This window comes from Acidiluteibacter ferrifornacis, assembly GCF_009909615.1.
Lineage (GTDB): Bacteria > Bacteroidota > Bacteroidia > Flavobacteriales_E > Vicingaceae > Acidiluteibacter > Acidiluteibacter ferrifornacis.
This window is the reverse complement of record NZ_WWNE01000012.1, coordinates 102,697-121,059: the sequence shown is the minus strand read 5'-3', so window position 1 is coordinate 121,059 and position 18,363 is coordinate 102,697. Positions and strand designations below refer to the sequence as shown.

The 18,363-nt window shown below is 34.9% G+C and carries 12 protein-coding genes; 8 read left to right on the top strand and 4 right to left on the bottom strand.

Annotated features, from left to right (window positions below; genetic code table 11):
- The first annotated feature begins 115 nt into the window (after positions 1-115).
- The gene (locus GQN54_RS12670; RefSeq protein ID WP_160633926.1) at positions 116-1,744 is read left to right on the top strand and encodes a DUF2341 domain-containing protein; all 1,629 of its coding nucleotides are present in this window, start codon (positions 116-118) and stop codon (positions 1,742-1,744) included.
- A gap of 17 nt (positions 1,745-1,761) precedes the next feature.
- Here the strand turns inward: GQN54_RS12670 and GQN54_RS12665 are convergent, their stop codons facing one another.
- Together GQN54_RS12665 and GQN54_RS12660 are read right to left on the bottom strand one after the other, a co-directional pair.
- Positions 1,762-3,732: an OmpA family protein gene (locus GQN54_RS12665; protein WP_160633925.1), complete on the bottom strand. Its 1,971-nt coding sequence runs from the start codon at positions 3,730-3,732 to the stop codon at positions 1,762-1,764.
- Between the two features lie 25 nt (positions 3,733-3,757).
- On the bottom strand, positions 3,758-4,789 hold the full coding sequence (locus GQN54_RS12660; protein ID WP_160633924.1) for a PorP/SprF family type IX secretion system membrane protein: 1,032 nt from the start codon (positions 4,787-4,789) through the stop codon (positions 3,758-3,760).
- 152 nt (positions 4,790-4,941) lie between these two features.
- On the opposite strand from GQN54_RS12660, the gene GQN54_RS12655 reads away from it, so the two are divergent.
- Complete coding sequence (locus GQN54_RS12655) at positions 4,942-5,418, top strand: CIA30 family protein (RefSeq protein WP_160633923.1); 477 nt, start codon at positions 4,942-4,944, stop codon at positions 5,416-5,418.
- Positions 5,419-5,523: 105 nt separating this feature from the next.
- Positions 5,524-9,819 carry a PKD domain-containing protein gene (locus GQN54_RS12650; protein ID WP_160633922.1) on the top strand — a complete coding sequence of 1,432 codons (4,296 nt, stop codon included), beginning with the start codon at positions 5,524-5,526 and terminating at the stop codon, positions 9,817-9,819.
- Here GQN54_RS12650 and GQN54_RS12645 read toward each other — a convergent pair.
- Positions 9,816-13,007 carry a UvrD-helicase domain-containing protein gene (locus GQN54_RS12645; RefSeq protein WP_160633921.1) on the bottom strand — a complete coding sequence of 1,064 codons (3,192 nt, stop codon included), beginning with the start codon at positions 13,005-13,007 and terminating at the stop codon, positions 9,816-9,818. The genes GQN54_RS12650 and GQN54_RS12645 overlap by 4 nt on opposite strands.
- A complete protein-coding gene (gene miaA, locus GQN54_RS12640; protein WP_160633920.1) occupies positions 12,994-13,914 on the bottom strand; it encodes a tRNA (adenosine(37)-N6)-dimethylallyltransferase MiaA in 921 nt (306 codons plus the stop codon). Before miaA ends, GQN54_RS12645 begins: the two co-directional genes overlap by 14 nt.
- A 64-nt stretch (positions 13,915-13,978) precedes the next feature.
- On the opposite strand from miaA, the gene GQN54_RS12635 reads away from it, so the two are divergent.
- The 5 genes from GQN54_RS12635 to GQN54_RS12615 all read left to right on the top strand — a co-directional run bounded on the left by GQN54_RS12635 (position 13,979) and on the right by GQN54_RS12615 (position 18,313).
- Positions 13,979-14,377 (top strand): hypothetical protein, encoded by a 399-nt coding sequence (locus tag GQN54_RS12635; RefSeq protein WP_160633919.1) that lies wholly within the window; start codon positions 13,979-13,981, stop codon positions 14,375-14,377.
- A gap of 52 nt (positions 14,378-14,429) precedes the next feature.
- The gene (locus GQN54_RS12630; protein ID WP_160633918.1) at positions 14,430-15,425 is read left to right on the top strand and encodes a transporter; all 996 of its coding nucleotides are present in this window, start codon (positions 14,430-14,432) and stop codon (positions 15,423-15,425) included.
- Between the two features lie 9 nt (positions 15,426-15,434).
- A complete protein-coding gene (locus GQN54_RS12625) occupies positions 15,435-16,238 on the top strand; it encodes an MbnP family protein (RefSeq protein ID WP_160633917.1) in 804 nt (267 codons plus the stop codon).
- A gap of 25 nt (positions 16,239-16,263) precedes the next feature.
- On the top strand, positions 16,264-17,061 hold the full coding sequence (locus GQN54_RS12620) for an MbnP family protein (RefSeq protein ID WP_160633916.1): 798 nt from the start codon (positions 16,264-16,266) through the stop codon (positions 17,059-17,061).
- A gap of 112 nt (positions 17,062-17,173) precedes the next feature.
- Positions 17,174-18,313: a cytochrome-c peroxidase gene (locus GQN54_RS12615; protein ID WP_160633915.1), complete on the top strand. Its 1,140-nt coding sequence runs from the start codon at positions 17,174-17,176 to the stop codon at positions 18,311-18,313.
- Positions 18,314-18,363 lie beyond the last annotated feature (50 nt).

Here is an 18,363-nt window from a genome sequence, read left to right as displayed (position 1 = left end):
GTTTTGTTGATTCTTAAATAATTTTATACTTTAGAATTTCAGAACTTACTAGTAAAAACCCATACAAATAAATGTGTCACGCTCTACTCGAACAACTATTTTTCAAATCATTAGCATGAATAATCTATTGATCGTGCTAGGTTTACTTTTAACTATACCCTCGCTCGCTCAGCCGGCAGGGTATGCTTTTGGGAAAGAAATTTCTGTAGATGCAACCGAAGTTGCTGGAAGTAGCCCTCTTTCTAACTTTCCCGTCTTAATCAGCATCACGGATACTGATTTGAGAAGCACTTCCAATGGAGGTAACGTTGAAAACTCCAATGGGTTTGACATTACGTTTACCCAATTGGATTGCAATACTCCCCTTTTATTTGATTTAGAATCCTATAATCCAACCACAGGGAAATTGGTGATTTGGGTACAAATTCCTTCTTTAAGTAACTCTGTAGATACTCGCTTTTTTATGTACTATGGTAACAATTCAATTGCAACAAATCAATCTACTACAGCAATTTGGTCCACATTAAATTATGATGGAGTATGGCATTTAAATAATAATGTAAATGATAGAAGCGGTAGTGCTAATAATGGTACAAACAATGGTTCAACCAATCGGTCTCCAGCGTTTATAGGAGATGGACGAAATTTTGTAGACCCAAATCATTGGATAGAATTACCGAATCACTCTAATCGTTCAGGTAATTTTTCATATTCCGCTTGGATAAGAACAGTGACCAACAATCAGGCAGGACAAAGAGTAATATGCGATGACGCCACTAATGATGGTGGTGGCCATGCGATAAGCGTTGGAGATCCTGGTACAGGTGCAGTAAGATTTTATGTCAGAGGCTTAACACCGGTTTCACTGGATTCTCCAACCAATTTAATTCAAAATAACACTTGGCACTTTGTTGCAGCCACATACAACAATACTACAAAGGTCAAAAGGCTATACATAGATGGAGTTTTAATAGGAAGCGCAACCGTCACTGGCACTCTGACTGGGGCTGCTGGCAATGCTTCAATTGGAGGCGAAATCGCCTCAGGGGAAAGTGGGAATAGATTTAATGGAGATATAGACGAGGTTCGATCGAGCAATTCTACTTTGAGTAGTGATTGGTTAGCTACCGAATACAACAATCAGAGTAATCCTTCTAGCTTTATTAGTGTCTCTGCGGAATATTCTGCTTCAGGACTATGTAATGCCCTACCAATAAAACTGTTGAACTTTACTGCTGAAGTTAATAGCTTTAATCAAGTAGATATCAACTGGACAACAGTTTCTGAAGTAAATAATAATTATTTCACGATTGAGCGATCTGTGAATCAATCGGACTGGGAAACAGTTGCAATTATCGCAGGTGCTGGCAATTCCTCCGAAATAAGATCTTATAATGTTATAGATAAGAATCCAATTGAAGGGTGGAGTTATTACAGGTTAAAACAAACAGATTTTGACGGGAAATACGAATACACTCCAATAAAGACAGTGAATATTTATTCTACTAATGCCACTCCCTCTTCAGTTTTTCCTAATCCTACTTATAATGCTATTACAATGATTGGTAAAAACTTAAATGTAAAAGACATTGAACTATATACTATTTTAGGTCACAACATAACTGCTAAAGTAGATGTCATCAAACATTCTGACTCTAAAATCTTAATAGATCTTTCCCAATTGCATGAAGGTGTATATATCATTAAATCAATGGAGAACTCATACAGAATAATGAAGCTTTAAAAACTTTCCTTATTGCTTTAATCTTCCTCCATCACTTCTACTTTGCCAATCACCTTTATTTCGGTACGTCGGTTTTTAGCTCGACCATCAGGATTATCGGTACCATCTTCATTTTCATTAGGGGCAATTGGCTTAGATTCTCCATATCCTTTGGCTATTAAACGACTTTCACTTATTCCACGGCTTAATAAATACTTAACGATACTCTCTGATCGTTTTTGAGACAAATGCATATTGTATGCGCTCGTTCCTTTGTTATCAGTATGAGAACCCAATTCCACTTTTATCGCAGGATTATTTACAAGAATCGGTAATAAAAATTTGTCAATACTATGCTTAGCTTCATTGGTGAGTTGATCTTTATTAAACTCATAGTTGATATTTTCAATCACATAAGCTTTATCTCCAAATGGCAACAAATTGGCATCCCACGTTAAATTCGTTTCTGAAAAACCATCGGAAATTTTTATTTCTTGTGTCTCGGTAAAAGCATCTTCATATGTTGCAACAACAGAATACATCCGACCTGGTTCCAAGCGAATTTTATAATTCCCCAACTTATCACTCTTGATCCTTTTGTTAAACACTTTTTCTCCATCTGAATTGAAATAAAACAATTCTATAAGCACATCAGATGTTATCTTTTTATCTATAAATGTCCTTCCCCTTAAAATGACCTGCACACTATCCATCTTTTTAAAGGCATACAAATCGTCACAACAAGTTTCATTTTCCAAGGCCACCCCACCAGGACGATTACTAGTAAACCAACCATCAATTCCATTAGGAAAGGAAGTAAAAAACAGCTCGTCAAATGAGGAATTGATAGGAGTTCCAATATTAGTGGGCTCTTCCCACTTGCTTTTTGCTCCTTCAGTATAAAAAACATCTAAACCTCCTAAACCTGGATGACCTTCTGAACTAAAATATAATTTACCACTTTCATTGTCATAAAATGGTGATAACTCATCATGTGAGGTATTAATTTTCATGCCTGCGTTTCTAGCCTCTCGATAAGTATTTTTCCTTGCATCATAAATGCTATACCAAATATCATTTCCACCTTTTCCATCTTTACGCTCGCTTACAAAATACAAAACTTCTTGGTAGGCTTTACTTCCATTAGCAATGGTTGGTTGGGTATTAGATGCACCCAATGCATTGACCTCTTTTGGTAGTTCAATCGGATTAATCCAATCTTCTCCACTTTTACGCAATTCATATAAAAGACAGCGCATTTTCCGATTTTCGTCGGGCTTACAAGCGGAGACTATAAACCTATTGCCATCTGGAGCAATACTTCCACTAGAAATTTCATAAGTATCAAAAAAAGAATCAAATTTTAATTCACCCTCAAAACTCCATTTTCCATTTCTATTTATGGCCACATAAAACTTTCTTTGTGGAAGATTTTGACCTTCTTTACCTTTAAATGAAATTAATGAATCAGCTCTTAATGCTACATATACCATTGTATATTCATCTATATAAATGGGCGATTGTTCAATGTAGGCTTTATTAATATCTCTTTCTAAGTGTTTCAAAGTATATTCAGGTTCTTTATTTCTTTGAGTCGATGTTGCTTCTATTGCTTCTGCTTTATCTTTTGCCATTTTTCGCCATTCACGCTCATCTTTTTCACCTTTATAAATATCTCTAAACTCATAGTATTGAGTTTTCGATTCCTCGTATTTTCCAAGTCGAACTCCCATTTCTGCTTGATAAAAAAGGGATTTTGGAAACTTGGATAAATTAACTTCTGATATATATTTATAAGAATTATAAGCCTTTTTATAATTTCGAGATAGCCGATATTGATGTGCCAACTCATAATACATTTTAGTATCCTTAGGTTTCTCCTTTACATATAGCTCAAGGTAATGCACTGCAGCATAAGAATCATTTAATCGAATTGCTTCGGTGGCGTTTCGTTTTAAAGCCCCAGGAGATTCTTTGGTCACCTGCGCTTCTCCAATTAACGTCAGCATTAGGCTTATAGCAAAAATGTTAAACTTATAAACGTTCACAAGGTACAGTATTAAAATTCAATAAAGTTGATGGTCCTTTTAAGACAAGAGAAAACTCTAAAGCTCCTCTATATCCTGAAACAGATTTTAATCCTGACAAGTTAATGTCATAACTTACGCCTGCCTCAATTCGATTAAATCCGATCCCTGCTTTAACAATTGCTGCATCAAAATTTCTATTGAAACCTGCTCTAGTATATATTCCCCCTATAAGGTATTCGATTTTTTGAGGTTGATTTTCTAACTTCAATTGGACATCAGATCCTAATAACAATTGAGAGGCCTTTGATTCAAAACTATAAGAGAGAAATGGAAGTAATTTAACTTTTTCATTAAATTGATATATACCAAACATTTGCCAATTGTAATAGGCTTCTCGCTTATTTGAAACCTCGGTGAATGATTCCTCTGGTTGATTCAAATGATAATTTGTCCAACCCATTCCTAATTCTAAATCTTTCGTCAATTTTCTACTGACCAAGAATCCAACACTAATATCAAAGTAATCCACGGAAGCACTTGCAAAAGACTCATTTGATGAAAATTGATTATTAAAACCACCTTGTGTTCTATCGTATTGATTTGGAAAAGTCAACTTATTCTTATCAAACTGTTTCATCACATAACCTAGTTGAGTTCCTCCTCTTAATTTAAACCTTGAAATAATCCTTTCAAATGCCAGATTCATATACACTGAAAAATTCTCTAACTCACCAGCACCACTTTTATCATTAATCACCACCCCTCCAATTCCAACTTTTTGATTCAAAACATAAAGTCGCTTATCTCCTGCAAAAATATTGGTAGTAAATGGTTCCCCTACACTTCTCCATTGAGTTCTGTAATTGTCCATTAAACGCCAACTGGCATCAGAATTTGCAGTTTGCGCAGGATTTATAAACAAAGGGTTTGTTAAATGTTGAGACAAGTGCACATCTTGAGCTTTCAGAGAGAGAGAGAGCAAGACAAGAGTGATTACCGATAGTAGTTTACGGATTTGACAATTGGGATTGTGCATTGATTAAAATTAATAAATTAAACCAGTTATGAAAGAAATCCTTGATTTTTATTTTATAACTCTTAACAATAAAGACGATACTTAAAACAAATTAGTTGCCATATGGTTAGATTATTGTGGTTTTACAACTTCTACTTTTAATTCAAATTTTTATGAACCTTTCACCGATAAGTTTAGAGGCCGGAAGATGGAAAATAGTTAATGATACTGTAATGGGCGGTCAATCCTCCTCAGATATTCGCAATAATCTATCAGGACATCTATTATTCTCTGGTAGTGTTTCTGTTGCTAACAATGGAGGTTTTTGTATGATCAAAAAAGTTTTAATTAAGCCAACAAGTAATACTGTCAAAATTTGTCGAATAACATTGAAAGGAGATGGAAAAAAATATCAAGTTCGACTTAAAAAGAAGCTATCCGACAAAGAGAGTTATGTTACTTCCATTTCCACCAATGGTAAATTGCAATACTTTGATTTGAAAATTAACAGTTTTCAATCTCAATTTAGAGGACAAAAACTTGATATGCAACCACTTCAATATCAGCCAATAGAAGAAATAGGATTCTTAATTGGCAACCAAGTTGCCGAAACATTTGAAATCAGCATTTTAAAAATTGAATTCATTTAATATTGCAAGATTACTATTCAATGTAATTGAGATTATAGTTTCTACTTTATTCTTTAGGTTAATCAAAAATTGTATATTTAGTTTCCTAAATGACAATAAGCTACTATGAATTTTAAGGTGAAAGTAATATTTATTATCCTTTTATTTCTTGCTCCCTTTGCGGGTTTCGCTCAGTTATCGGCTAATTTTACTGCTAGTAAAACCCAAGGATGTGATGTATTGGGAAATGTTGTTTTTACTGATTTATCGACAGGAAACCCAACTTCTTGGAGGTGGGATTTTGGCAATGGAAACTTCTCAAACCTACAAAATCCAACAGTTAATTTTAGTAGTGTTGGAAATTACAATATTACGCTTACCGTTTCCAATTCAAATGGTAACAACTCTACTACAAAGTCGGCATACATTAAAGTATTTAAGAGTCCAGAAAGTAAACTAACAGCATCCCCATTAGCAGGTTGTGGTCCATTAACTGTGAATTTCCAAGACAATTCAATAAACGGAAGCGGAACAATTAATCAATGGTTGTGGGACTTTAATGATGGAAGCCCTGCGGGTAACAACCAAAATCCATCACACACCTATCAAACAGTAGGTAGCTATAATGTTTCTTTAAAAGTAACCGACAACAATGGGTGTTCGAATACTAAAACTAACAACAATTATATTACCGTAACTAGTGCTCCAGTTGCTCGTTTCAATGCTTCTACTCCCATAGCCGCTTGCTCTGCTCCACATACCGTTAATTTCGTAAACACCTCTACAGGTAATGGACTTACTTATCAATGGGACTTTGGTAATGGAATGACCTCTACTTTAGCTAATCCTTCAACTACCTACAATTCATTTGGTGTTTATACTGTTTCTCTGACCGTCAGGGATGCCTCAGGTTGTAGTGACACAAGAACCCAAAATGGATACGTGACAATTCAACCTATAAATGCAGACTTCAGTATTGATTTTGATAGCATTTGTCAAGGCCTTCCTATTTCATTCACCAACAATAGTGTTGGCTCAAATTTCTTTTTATGGGATTTTGGTGATGGCAACTCTATCGTTTCAAATGCACCTACACATACTTATTCCCACTACGGAACATATCGTGTAAAATTAACAGCTCGATTTGGATCTAATTGTATAGATACTTTATCCCGATTGATTTATATAGATAGTATTGATGCCAATTTCGACATCAACCCATTATTTAACTGTCAATTCGGTGGCAAGGTTCATTTCTATAATCGATCATTTAATGCCGATTCTATCACTTGGATTATAGATAACTTAAAAAAAATAAAACTGGATACACTTTCATTATCCAACTACACAGACGGGTTTTTCTCAGATACATTGATTGCTACCAATAAATTTGGATGTATTGATACTCTGGTAAGAACTGATAGAAACTCAATTATTACTGGATTAAAACTTGAAGTTGATCCTGTTACCGGAGGATGTATTCCTCAAGAATTTGTGATCAAATCTTTTCCGATTACAAGTACATCGATTATTAGTTATAGATGGGAAGTAGGAGATAATGGAGCACAAGGAATTTTCACTTCAAGGGACTCCTTGGTATATAGTTTAAATCAAGATACTACCCTAACGGTTTTTCTAACAGTCACAGATTCTAGTGGATGTACAGCAACTGATAGTATTGAAATAATGGCTGGCTATCCAGGGCATTACAGTTTATTAGGATTTACCGATACCGTTTGTGCTTCAGACACTTTATTTGCTCATTTTAGTTTCCCAGAAAAAGAAATGAGTGTGTTCAAAGTAACAGATATGACTAATAATAAAAACCTATCTTTTATATATAAAGACTCTATTTTAAAGGTATTTAACTTCACAGATACTGGTAAATTAGATTTAAAATTAGTTATTGATTATTTCGGTTGTAAAGTAGATTCAGCCTTATCGGTTCAAATTAACGGACCAATTATAAAAAACTTAACTGACTCTGCTGATTGCACCGACTTACTCACTCACTATTTTAAAAGTGAAATTATTGACTATCATCGTTTTTATTGGAATTTCGGAGACAACTCTCCTATAGACTCCATTAATTTATCCCCCACTCACACTTATTCTGTGCAGGGCTATTACGATGTTACCCTAACTGCCTTTAATGATTCTACTGGATGCAGTTTTGAAAGAGTTATGAAAGTGTCTTCCAATCCATATCAAACTTTTATTTTAGCCAACAATGCCATTAAATGTGCACCTTTCAATTATACTTTAAAGCCCATTTTACCAGACTCTGTACTTGACTTTCACTGGTTAATAGGAGGAGTCGTTTTCAAGCAAGATAGTATTATGGGCAGCTTTAGCATTCCAGGCACTCGACGAGTTCAATTGGTCTCTACCAATAATCTAGGTTGCGTAGACACCGCCTCAATTGACTTAATTGCTTATGAAATAGTTCCCACGTTTTCAGCCACTCCCACTCGATTTTGTGACCCTAGTACTGTAATTTTTACTGACACAACAAATGGATTTCAACAACTGGTAGAATGGACTTGGGATTTTGGAAATGGAAAAACTTCGAAAGCCAAAAAAGACAGCACTCTATATGCTTTAGAGGGAGGCTACACGGTATCTTTAACTATTCGAGACACTTTGGGATGCATAGGAACTACAACAAAAAATAACTTTATCCGATTTTTAAGAAATACCCCCCGATTTTTAGCTTCAAATAGAAGAGCTTGTGTGGGAGAATTAGTACAATTTTCAAATATTAGTACTGGAGACTCCTTAACCTATTTGTGGGATTTCGGAAATGGAAAAACAAGTACGGATAGAAATGGGAGAGTTGTTTATGACTCCGCAGGCGTATATGACATCTCTCTGACTACTACAAACCCTATTAATTGTTCCGAAACATTAAACTTACCCAACTATATATTTGTTGAAGCAAAACCAACAGCGGATTTTTCTGCCGACACCACCTATAGTAATTGTTATCCATTACCTGTAAACTTCATCAATACAAGTCCTGATTCAAACATTGTAAAGTGGTATTGGGACTTTGGTGATAATTCTTCTGGGTCTTTATTCAAAAACGCTTTTCACAACTACACTACTGTCGGAAATTTTGATGTAACTCATGTGGTGGAGACTAATTCTGGATGTAAAGACACCATCATTAAGACTGCATATATCCAAACTAGAGGACCTTCTGCTGGAATTCGATTTTACCCAGACTCTATCTGTATCAACGAAGAAATAACGTTTGAGGTCATAAATCCTAAAAGTGTTGCTTCTTATATTTGGGACTTTGCAGATGGAAAATCTGCAACTACTAGTCCTGTAACTCATCGTTATACCGACCGTGCAGGCACCCTCTACCCTACTTTAATTCTCAACGATAGTGCAGGATTATGTAGCATAGGAATTAGAGATACCATTTATATTAAAGAGATGATTGCCCTAATTGGCATTTCAGATTCAAGTGGTTGTGAACCTTTAACGGTGAATCTAAAAAATGAAACAATTGGTGATGATAATTCCTATTGGGATTTTGGAAATGGAGAAACTTCTACTCAAGATAATATCACTAAAACGTATTATGCAGGGATATATCCCATCCATTTATATGCCAGAGGTCTGGGTTGTATAGATACTACATTGATTAATTTAGAAGTATTTCCAAAACCTATGGTAACAGTGATTAAAGATTCTTCAATTTGCGAAGGTGACAGTATTCAACTATTTGGGTCGGGTGGAGAAAATTACTTATGGGAGCCTAATTCAGGGTTAAGTAATCCAACTATTTCTAACCCTATCGCTTCTCCAGATTTTACTACAAACTATAGATTAACTGTTACAGATACTAATTCCTGTAGCGATACTAGAAATGTACAGTTAACAATTTATAATCAGCCAAAAATTCAACTTTTTGATGATACATTGATCTATTTAGGTGAAGACTTAAAATTGATTGAAAGAAATAACAACGCAAATGTGATATATAGTTGGACACCATCAACAGGATTAAGTTGTACAGATTGTCCTAACCCAAAAGCAAAACCATTAGTAACAACGAAGTATATATTGCGAACCACTGACTTAATTGGTTGTTTTGAATTTACTGATTCTATTACTGTTGAAGTCCATGATGGATTTACAACCGATATTCCTAAAGCATTTTCACCTAACGGAGATGGAGTAAACGATATTATTTATGTTAGAGGATGGGGAATCAAAGAACTTTTAATCTTTGAAATATACAATAGATGGGGAGAAAAAATCTTTGAAACCAACGACCAAACTATTGGTTGGGATGGAACTTATAAAGGACAACCTCAAGCTATTGATACTTATATTTTCGTGGTTAAAGCCTTAGGATACAACGACAATGTGATCGAGAAGAAGGGGAATATCACACTTTTGCGCTAATTTACTTCCACCTCATAAGCCTCTCTAATGTATATCAAACTTCCTCTAACAGGTACTTTTTCAACCTTCTGAATTAAATCCATGTAATTCTTCAACTGCAATTGATGCTGTTCTGAGGTTTGCCCAGTTTTAAAGTCAATTACTTTGACATGATCGTCAAAATAAACTACTCGATCAGGTCGGAAAGTGATTCCATCTGCTGTCAATAAGTCACACTCCACTTTAACTCTATTCTCTGGAGCAAAATACTTAGCTATATTTTTTTGACTCAAAATACGTTCAATATCCAACTGATAATCCATTCGTTGAACTACAGAAATCACCCCCTGATTTTGCAATCGGTCTAATATCCTATCTACATCATTAGTTGATTTAATCATTGCCAATATCAAGTGAACAGTATTCCCATATTGTCTGGCACTTTCTCCCATATTGATATCCCAATAATCAGGAGCTTGTAGACTTAATTGAAGTTTACTCTTCCAATCTGTTGATATAAAAGAATTCAGTTCAATAGCATTTACCTTAAGTTCTTCTGAAATAGCAGCAACCTCCTCACCGAACCGATAAGTGGCTTTATTCAATTCCCAAATTCCTTTCTGGGACAAAAATCCACTTAAGACAACAGGGACACTATGATTACTTGAATTTTTAGGAGGTTTATTAGTAAAAATATACAATCGATCTTTCGGACGTGTCACAGCCACGTAAAAGGTGTTAAAAAAATCAATCGAAGATTTTCTTTTCTCTTCTTCATAAACAGATGCATAATCAGTCTTTTCAAGCTCCTTCACCAAAGCCAAAAATTCGGTTTTATAAATTGGTTCTTCGGCTGATTTATTTTCAATCCACTTACCACCATCAACCCTAACACTCTCATTGGCATACGGCATGATTACTACAGGAAACTCAAGACCTTTGGATTTGTGCACCGTTAATATATTAATGGCATTTAAACCTTCAGGAATAACAATTGCCTTCTTATATTTATTCATTTCCCACCACTCTAAAAATCCTTGAACATCATTATTGTTCAGTTGAGCGTATTGAAAAACTTCATCAAGAAAAAATTGAATATATGGATCCGCCTCATCGAACATATCAACCATTCGAAACACCTCCTCTACCATTTCATAAAGAGGTCGCTGCTTAAGATGCTCAATTGTAGTAGAGTTAGACATTTTTAATGTTGACCAAAAAGTAGTTTCTTTTGAATGAATCAAATGCGTCTTATAAACTTCATGTAATGTCTTTTCACCAAAATAATTATTAAAATATAGTGCGTCTAATATTTCCTTTTGATACAATAATTCTTTCGGAAATGTAATATGATACAGTACACTAACTGCTAAGCTAACCGACTCAGAATTGGAAATCAAAACTGACTCGGCAGATGAAATTGGAAAATCCAATTCTAATAGTTTTTGGGCAACTCCGTTAGCCAATTTATTGTTCCTAAACAAAAGAGCAATATCCTTGTATTGATATCCATCCTCTAAACATTTTTCAATTGTCGAAATCGTCCTTGTAAAATGCTCTGATTCCATCTCTTCTTCATCTTCATTGCTATCATTTCGATTATTGGAGTTGGACAGCTTTTCGCAAAAATGAATCTCCACCATTCCACCAGTATTACTCAAATTTGGTTCTTGCGCCTGATTATCATATAAACTAGCAATTTCAGGTGCCACTTCTTTACAGAAATCAAACAATTCATTATTGAAAGTGACGACCTCCATTTTCGAGCGGAAATTCTTTTTCAAAAAAGACTCATCAATCTGGTCATTAAACAACCCTTGGCTAGAGGCTACACTTGGATTCTCTTCTGCTTTGTATATCTTGGGTAGTGAAGTAAACTGTTCTACTTCTCCCCCTCGGAATCGATAAATTGACTGTTTAGCGTCACCCACTAGCATATTGAAAAATCCTTCACCAAGAGCGTTGGTGAACAACGGAATCAAGTTATGAAACTGCATGACTGAGGTATCTTGGAATTCATCAATCAAATAATGTTTGTATTTTTCTCCTATACGTTCATAAATAAACGGAGCCGGCTCTGAAGCAATCACTGCTGAAATTCGTTTGTTAAACTCAGAAATGTGTACTCGATTCTCTGTTTTCCGAATGTCTCCAATAATTTTATCTAACTCATTGATTAATGCCACTGCATAAAGGTTTTTCAATGCAATATCACGCACAATATAGGTGGCGTAATAAGTATCAACTAATTGCTGTGCCTTCAGATGCAACTCAATCAATTGTTCTTTAATCCCTTCAATAGCCGCCGCCTGCCCCGCGTCTTTTTTCGCTTTTGTACCTAACCATTTATCCTCATAAAAAGAAGCTCTGTGAAAGGAATTGGGTTGAAGAGAGTCCGTTTTAAAACTCTCTAAGTACTCGAAATACTTTGGCACTCCTGAGCTTCCTCTTGCAAAACTTTCATTGTTTATTCCATTGCTCTTTATCAAATGCAGCCCTTGTTGTCCAATCTCTTCAATTTTGGATCTAAAATCTTTATTTTCATTTTTATAAAAGGCAATTTTTCGCTGAAAATCTTCAAAGTTGAACCTTTTTAAATTTTTCAAGTATTGCTCCCCTTCTTCTTCTAAAAGTTGTTTAGCTATGGTTAATATATCACCTTCTAACTGCCACTTCTTTTCTTCTTGAATATTACTTTTTGTAAACTCAATCAACAATTCTGTCAAAAGAGGATCTGCTCCAACCTTAGCTATTAATAAATCAATGGCTTTATTTAAGAGTGGATCAGACTCTAATTCTACTTCAAAATTGGTTGGAAGCTTTAAATCTCGAGCAAATGTTCTTACGATACGGTGTGTAAACTTATCAATCGTTCCAATAGCAAAGTCTGCATAGTTATGTAAAATCACGCGCAACACTTTCCCTGACTTCTGTTTGATTTGTTCAGCATTCATGGACAACTCTTGCATCAAATCCGATTGTAAAAAAACAATTGAACCCTTTAATTTTTCATCAGAGGTGAGTTCCGACAATGCCTCTACAACCCTAGATTTCATTTCATTGGCTGCTTTATTCGTAAAGGTAATCGCTAGAATACGCTTAAAATGAAAATCTTCATTTGCACTTAACGCTAATTTCAAATACTCCTTTACAAGGGTATAGGTTTTACCTGACCCCGCTGATGATTTATAAATTTTAAACTGTTTCAAAGTCTTTTATTTTTTGTTGAATATATGCCACCTTTTCATCTAACGGCTTCTCAGCAGATATCCAATGAATCTTAATTCCTTTTTTCTCCATTCTTCTAAACCAAGTCATCTGACGTTTAGCATAAGCTGAAATTGATTTATACAATTCTGTGAATAACTGATTCTTATCAATTTCATTCAATAAATACAGACTTACATATTTATATTCCAACCCATAATATTGCAACTTGTGATGTGTTATTCCATTTACTAACAACTGCTCCACTTCTTCAATTAATCCATTATCAATACGATGTTTCAATCGGCTATGAATATTTTTTTTTATGATTGAGCGCTCTGCTTTCACTCCAAAAATAATTCGTTCGAAGCTAGGCATGGGTTCTTTCGCGTGAGTTGATTCATATTCTGCAATTTCTATGGAACGAACTAATCGAGACCGATCTTTGGTATCTGATTGATTATGTAAAGGTTTTAGCTTCTCCAAATACTCAATCAATTCTTTCAGTGTATTGTTGTGGAGTCGCTCTCTTAAATCTACATTTTCATCTACCTTTAAAAACTTATAATCACTGAGAGCAGCTTCTAAATACATTCCAGTTCCTCCACATAATATCGGCCAAGAATCAGTCTTGGCAATATTCTGTAATGCATTTAAGAAATCATTTTGAAATGAGAATACATTGTATTCTTCACCTGCAGATTTTATATCGATTAAATGAGAAGGAATCGTTTTCCCATTTATTTTAAAATCTTCCAGATCTTTCCCTGTTCCAATGTCCATTCCTTTATAAACCTGTCTACTATCAGCAGAAATCAACTCTCCTCCAATATTATACGCCAAATAACATGCTAATTTAGTTTTCCCAATTGCAGTAGGCCCAAGAATGACAATAAGTGGTTTTTTCATAGAAAATTTCAAAATGTGACTTTTATCACATTTCTTATGTAAAATTAAATCTAACTTTGAATTAATGTTAAAAGTACTTCAAATATTAGGCACCTACCTCCTTTTACCACTTTTTTTAGTGGGTACTTTTCATTATTCAATAGTGACTTTCAATTTTCAGTTTAATCAGGAATACATTACAGAAATGTTTTGTGTTAACAAAGACAAACCTGAATTAGCATGTGGTGGTCAATGTCATTTTATGAAACAAATGACAGATCTAAAAAAAGCAGATGAAGGTCAACATGGAGAGAAAAAAACAACACATGATGAGCGTACAGTTGTTCTGTATTACAGTGTTATTTCAGACGTCGCTAATTTTTTAAATGTAAAAACCATTTGTTACCCTTCATTTGATAGTCGATTATTGGAAGGGTTTGCCACTAACTCCCTCGCTCCCCCCGAGTCTACTTCTATAGTATAAGTACATGTGACCTAGTCACAAATTAGTTGATATACAATAGAAATAAGAAATAATGAAAGTAAAAAAGGCGTTAAGTGTCTTGGCTTTCGTTGCTTTAATCCTACTTTCTGAAGTAGCAGTATCCTGCGATTTATGCAGTATATACGTTGGTATTAGACCTGATGACTATAAAAATTCATTTGGTATGGTTCATCGTTACCGAAGTTTTGCAAGGGATTATCAAGCAACGATTCCAATCACGACACTTGACAAACATGGTGCTCAATATTCAACGGAGCCTTATAGTTTAGAAGAAGTTTATAATAGTTATGACCTTTGGTTCAAATACTTTTTAAACCCAAGAGTGCAAATCGATGCTTCAATGTCTTTCTCAGATAATTATTTGGGGAAAAATGACAGTATGACTAACTCTATATCCGGTCCAGGAGACTTATTGATATTATCAAAATATCAAGTCTATAACAGTAAATTGTGTAATGACACAAGTGATTGGATAAAGCGGTTTACTGTAGGTGCGGGAATAAAGCTCCCAACTGGAACTTACAACAAAACATATTTGAACTACCCAGTAACTAGCACTACTAAAGGCATCACCTACGGAGACCCTGAAACCATATTAGATCCACACCTACAATCAGGATCAGGTTCGGTAGATTTTATTTTGATGATGGAAGGGATTTTAATGATTCAAAACATTGGTATCAATACCAATATGAGTTATAAAATTAATACAACCAATAAAAATAATTTTCGGTTTGCCAACCGTTTCAATTTTAATCCGTCTTTGTTCTATGTGAAGCAATTTAAAGAGGTACGGCTTATGCCAACCATAGGAGCAGCATATGAAAGAAGCAATAGAGATAAGGATAACGGAGTAGATTATATTGCCTCTGGTGGTGAAACGTTATTTGGGAACTTTGGTTTAACTTTATTCTATAAGAAAATTTCTATTGGAACGACCTACTTTACTCCATTACTAGAAACCTTATATGATAATCAATTAAACAATCAAATGAGGTTAATTAGTGAACTGAACTACTATTTTTAAGCAGAAAAGATGAATAAGTTATTTCTAAATAAGTATTTAAGGTTTGTATCAGTTGTTTTATTGTATTCCTTTTTTCAAGGTTGTACACCTGATGAAGAAGATGATATATATATTCAACCAATACAAACTGCAACCATTCAATTGGAATTTGCACATCAGGTAGATGGGCAGGATTTAATATTAAATACTTCGAATAAACCATTCACCAATGCAATGGGACAGCATTATAACGTTTCCAAGTTAAGATACCTAATATCCAACATTACGTTGCATCAAATAAATGGTGCTCAAACTAAATTAGAAGGTTACTTTTTCGTGGATTTATCCAAACCTGAAACGTTCAATTATTCGCCAATTATCCAAATTCCATTTGGCAGTTACAGCGGTGTATCATACACCTTTGGTTTTGATGAACTATCCAACGAAAGTGGAAAATACGCCACATTAAACGCAGCTAATTGGAATTGGCCAGAAATGCTAGGTGGCGGATACCACTTTATGCAATTGGAAGGAGAGTTTATCGACTCTTCAAATAATGATGCCCCTTTTGCTACACACATGGGAACTGCACGAAAAATAGATAGTACAGGTACAACCTATGAGGCCAATCATTTTACAAGCTTTGTACCCAACTCAAACTTTGAATTGAATAAAGCGATGACCTTGGTCTTAACAATGAATATCAACGAATGGTATACCCATCCAATTAATTGGGATTTTAACCAATATGGAGCAGGAATTATGCCCATCTATGATGCACAAAAACTACTAAACAAAAATGGTAAAGATGTTTTTACCGCTACAATCCATTAATTTTAAAACAACAAATTATAAAAAGATGAAATCATTTAAAATAAAATATCCAATCGTACTACTTATGGCAGGAGCCTTATTTTTAACAAGCTGTGATAAAGATGATGAAGATCCACTTACTCCTGTTCCTGCGACTTACAAAACAACAGTAACTTTTAATCATGTATCAGGCAGCAATGCTCTGACTCTAAATGCACCAAACACGCCCTACACTAACGCAATGGGGCAACAGTACAATGTTTCTAAATTGAGGTATTTGATATCAGATGTTACCTTGCATCACTCTAATGGAACTACAGTAGAATTAGATCAATATTTCTTCGTGGATATCTCTAAGCCTGAAACCTTCACGTTCAGTCCAAGCAATCCAATTCCTACAGGAAGTTATACAAGTGTTTCTTATACCTTTGGTTTTGATAGCGAAGACAATGTAAGCGGTGCATATGCTGAGCTAAATGCTGCCAACTGGAACTGGCCTGCTATGTTGGGTGGTGGTTACCACTTCATGCAATTAGAAGGAACTTTTATTGATAGCTCGAACAGTTCTAGTCCTTTTGCCACTCATATGGGAACTGCAAGAAAGTTTGACGCCAATAATGATCCTATTTATGAGGATAATCACTTTACCGTGACTCTACCTAATTCTAGCTTCGAAGTAAATAGTGATTTTAAACTAGAATTCACTATGGATATTAATGAATGGTATACCAACCCTACCAACTGGGATTTCAATCAATACGGAGCAGGGATTATGCCTGTATATGATGCTCAAATACTTTTAAATACCAATGGAAAGGATGTTTTAACAGTGGTTAAAAAATAAATCTACACCTAATCGCTCACTGAAATCAGTGAGCGATTAAACTAATTGGTTTAATTTTTGTTCGTTATGAATGACAATAAACCTTATAATATAATTAACTAACTTATTGATCATGAAAACAATTCAATATAAAATCCCCTTCATCCTCTCGATAATAGGGATACTATTTGTGGTCAGTTGTGTTGATGATGATCCAATTGAACCTGTTACACCTACGGGGTGTGACACCTGCTTAGTTGAATACAATCCAACACCCTATAACTTAAAACTTCCTCCTTTTTTTTCTGTATTACCTACACCGGTAATTCCTAAAAACAATCCATTAACAGTAGAAGGAATTGAATTGGGTAAAAAACTTTTTTATGAGAAAAAACTATCCATCAATAATAGTATTTCTTGTTCAAGCTGTCACAATCCTGATTATGCTTTTAACGACCAAGGTGTAGCATTCAGCCTAGGAGCAATGGGCCAATCTGGAATCATCAATGCAATGCCATTATTCAACTTAATTTATGCAGATAGTTATAATTGGAATGGGAACGCTGCTACTCTTGAGGAACAAATCTTTGGACCTGTTAAACATCCTTTGGAAATGATGGAATCTTGGCCGAACGTGGCAATTAAATTGCAAAATGATCCATCTTATGTTACGCTATTTAAAAAAGCTTTTCCAAACGAAACCATTGATTCTATAACCACTTCAAAAGCAATTGCTCAGTTTCTTCGTACTTTAGTAAGTGGCAATAGCCCTGCTGATAACGAATTTGGAAGTCAGTTAGGTTTTCCTATCAATGGAAGGGTTTTAACAGTTGAGGAAAGACGAGGTTTTCAAGTATTTTCAGATCAGGAGAAAGGAGATTGCGAACATTGTCACGGTAATAGTTATAATCCACTTTGGACAGAGTATACTTTTAGAAATAACGGCTTGGATTTAAATCCTGACTCAGGAAGAGCTGCAGTAACTAAACTAGCATCAGACGTCGGCAAATTTAAAGTCCCTTCATTGAGAAACCTTATCTATACTGCTCCATACATGCATGACGGACGTTTCAATACTTTAGAAGAAGTAGTAGACTTCTACGATCAAGGAGTTGAACCCAATTCACCTAACATAAGTGTAGATATGTTCCATAGAACAGGGGCTAATGGACATATAATCAACCTTTCCCCACAAGACAAAAAGGACTTAGTGGCATTTTTAAAAGCCCTATCCGATCCTTCATTTGTGACAAATCCAGATTATAGACCGTAACAAACTTCGGTTAATCAATACAGAGCAGGCTGACTCAATTGAGTCAGCCT

Coding starts and splice junctions, on each gene's coding strand:
- GQN54_RS12670 (WP_160633926.1), top strand. CDS start 116: ATGAATAATCTATTGATCGTGCTAGGTTTACTTTTAACTATACCCTCG.
- GQN54_RS12665 (WP_160633925.1), bottom strand. CDS start 3,732: ATGCTGACGTTAATTGGAGAAGCGCAGGTGACCAAAGAATCTCCTGGG.
- GQN54_RS12660 (WP_160633924.1), bottom strand. CDS start 4,789: ATGCACAATCCCAATTGTCAAATCCGTAAACTACTATCGGTAATCACT.
- GQN54_RS12655 (WP_160633923.1), top strand. CDS start 4,942: ATGAACCTTTCACCGATAAGTTTAGAGGCCGGAAGATGGAAAATAGTT.
- GQN54_RS12650 (WP_160633922.1), top strand. CDS start 5,524: ATGAATTTTAAGGTGAAAGTAATATTTATTATCCTTTTATTTCTTGCT.
- miaA (WP_160633920.1), bottom strand. CDS start 13,914: ATGAAAAAACCACTTATTGTCATTCTTGGGCCTACTGCAATTGGGAAA.
- GQN54_RS12635 (WP_160633919.1), top strand. CDS start 13,979: ATGTTAAAAGTACTTCAAATATTAGGCACCTACCTCCTTTTACCACTT.
- GQN54_RS12630 (WP_160633918.1), top strand. CDS start 14,430: ATGAAAGTAAAAAAGGCGTTAAGTGTCTTGGCTTTCGTTGCTTTAATC.
- GQN54_RS12625 (WP_160633917.1), top strand. CDS start 15,435: ATGAATAAGTTATTTCTAAATAAGTATTTAAGGTTTGTATCAGTTGTT.
- GQN54_RS12620 (WP_160633916.1), top strand. CDS start 16,264: ATGAAATCATTTAAAATAAAATATCCAATCGTACTACTTATGGCAGGA.
- GQN54_RS12615 (WP_160633915.1), top strand. CDS start 17,174: ATGAAAACAATTCAATATAAAATCCCCTTCATCCTCTCGATAATAGGG.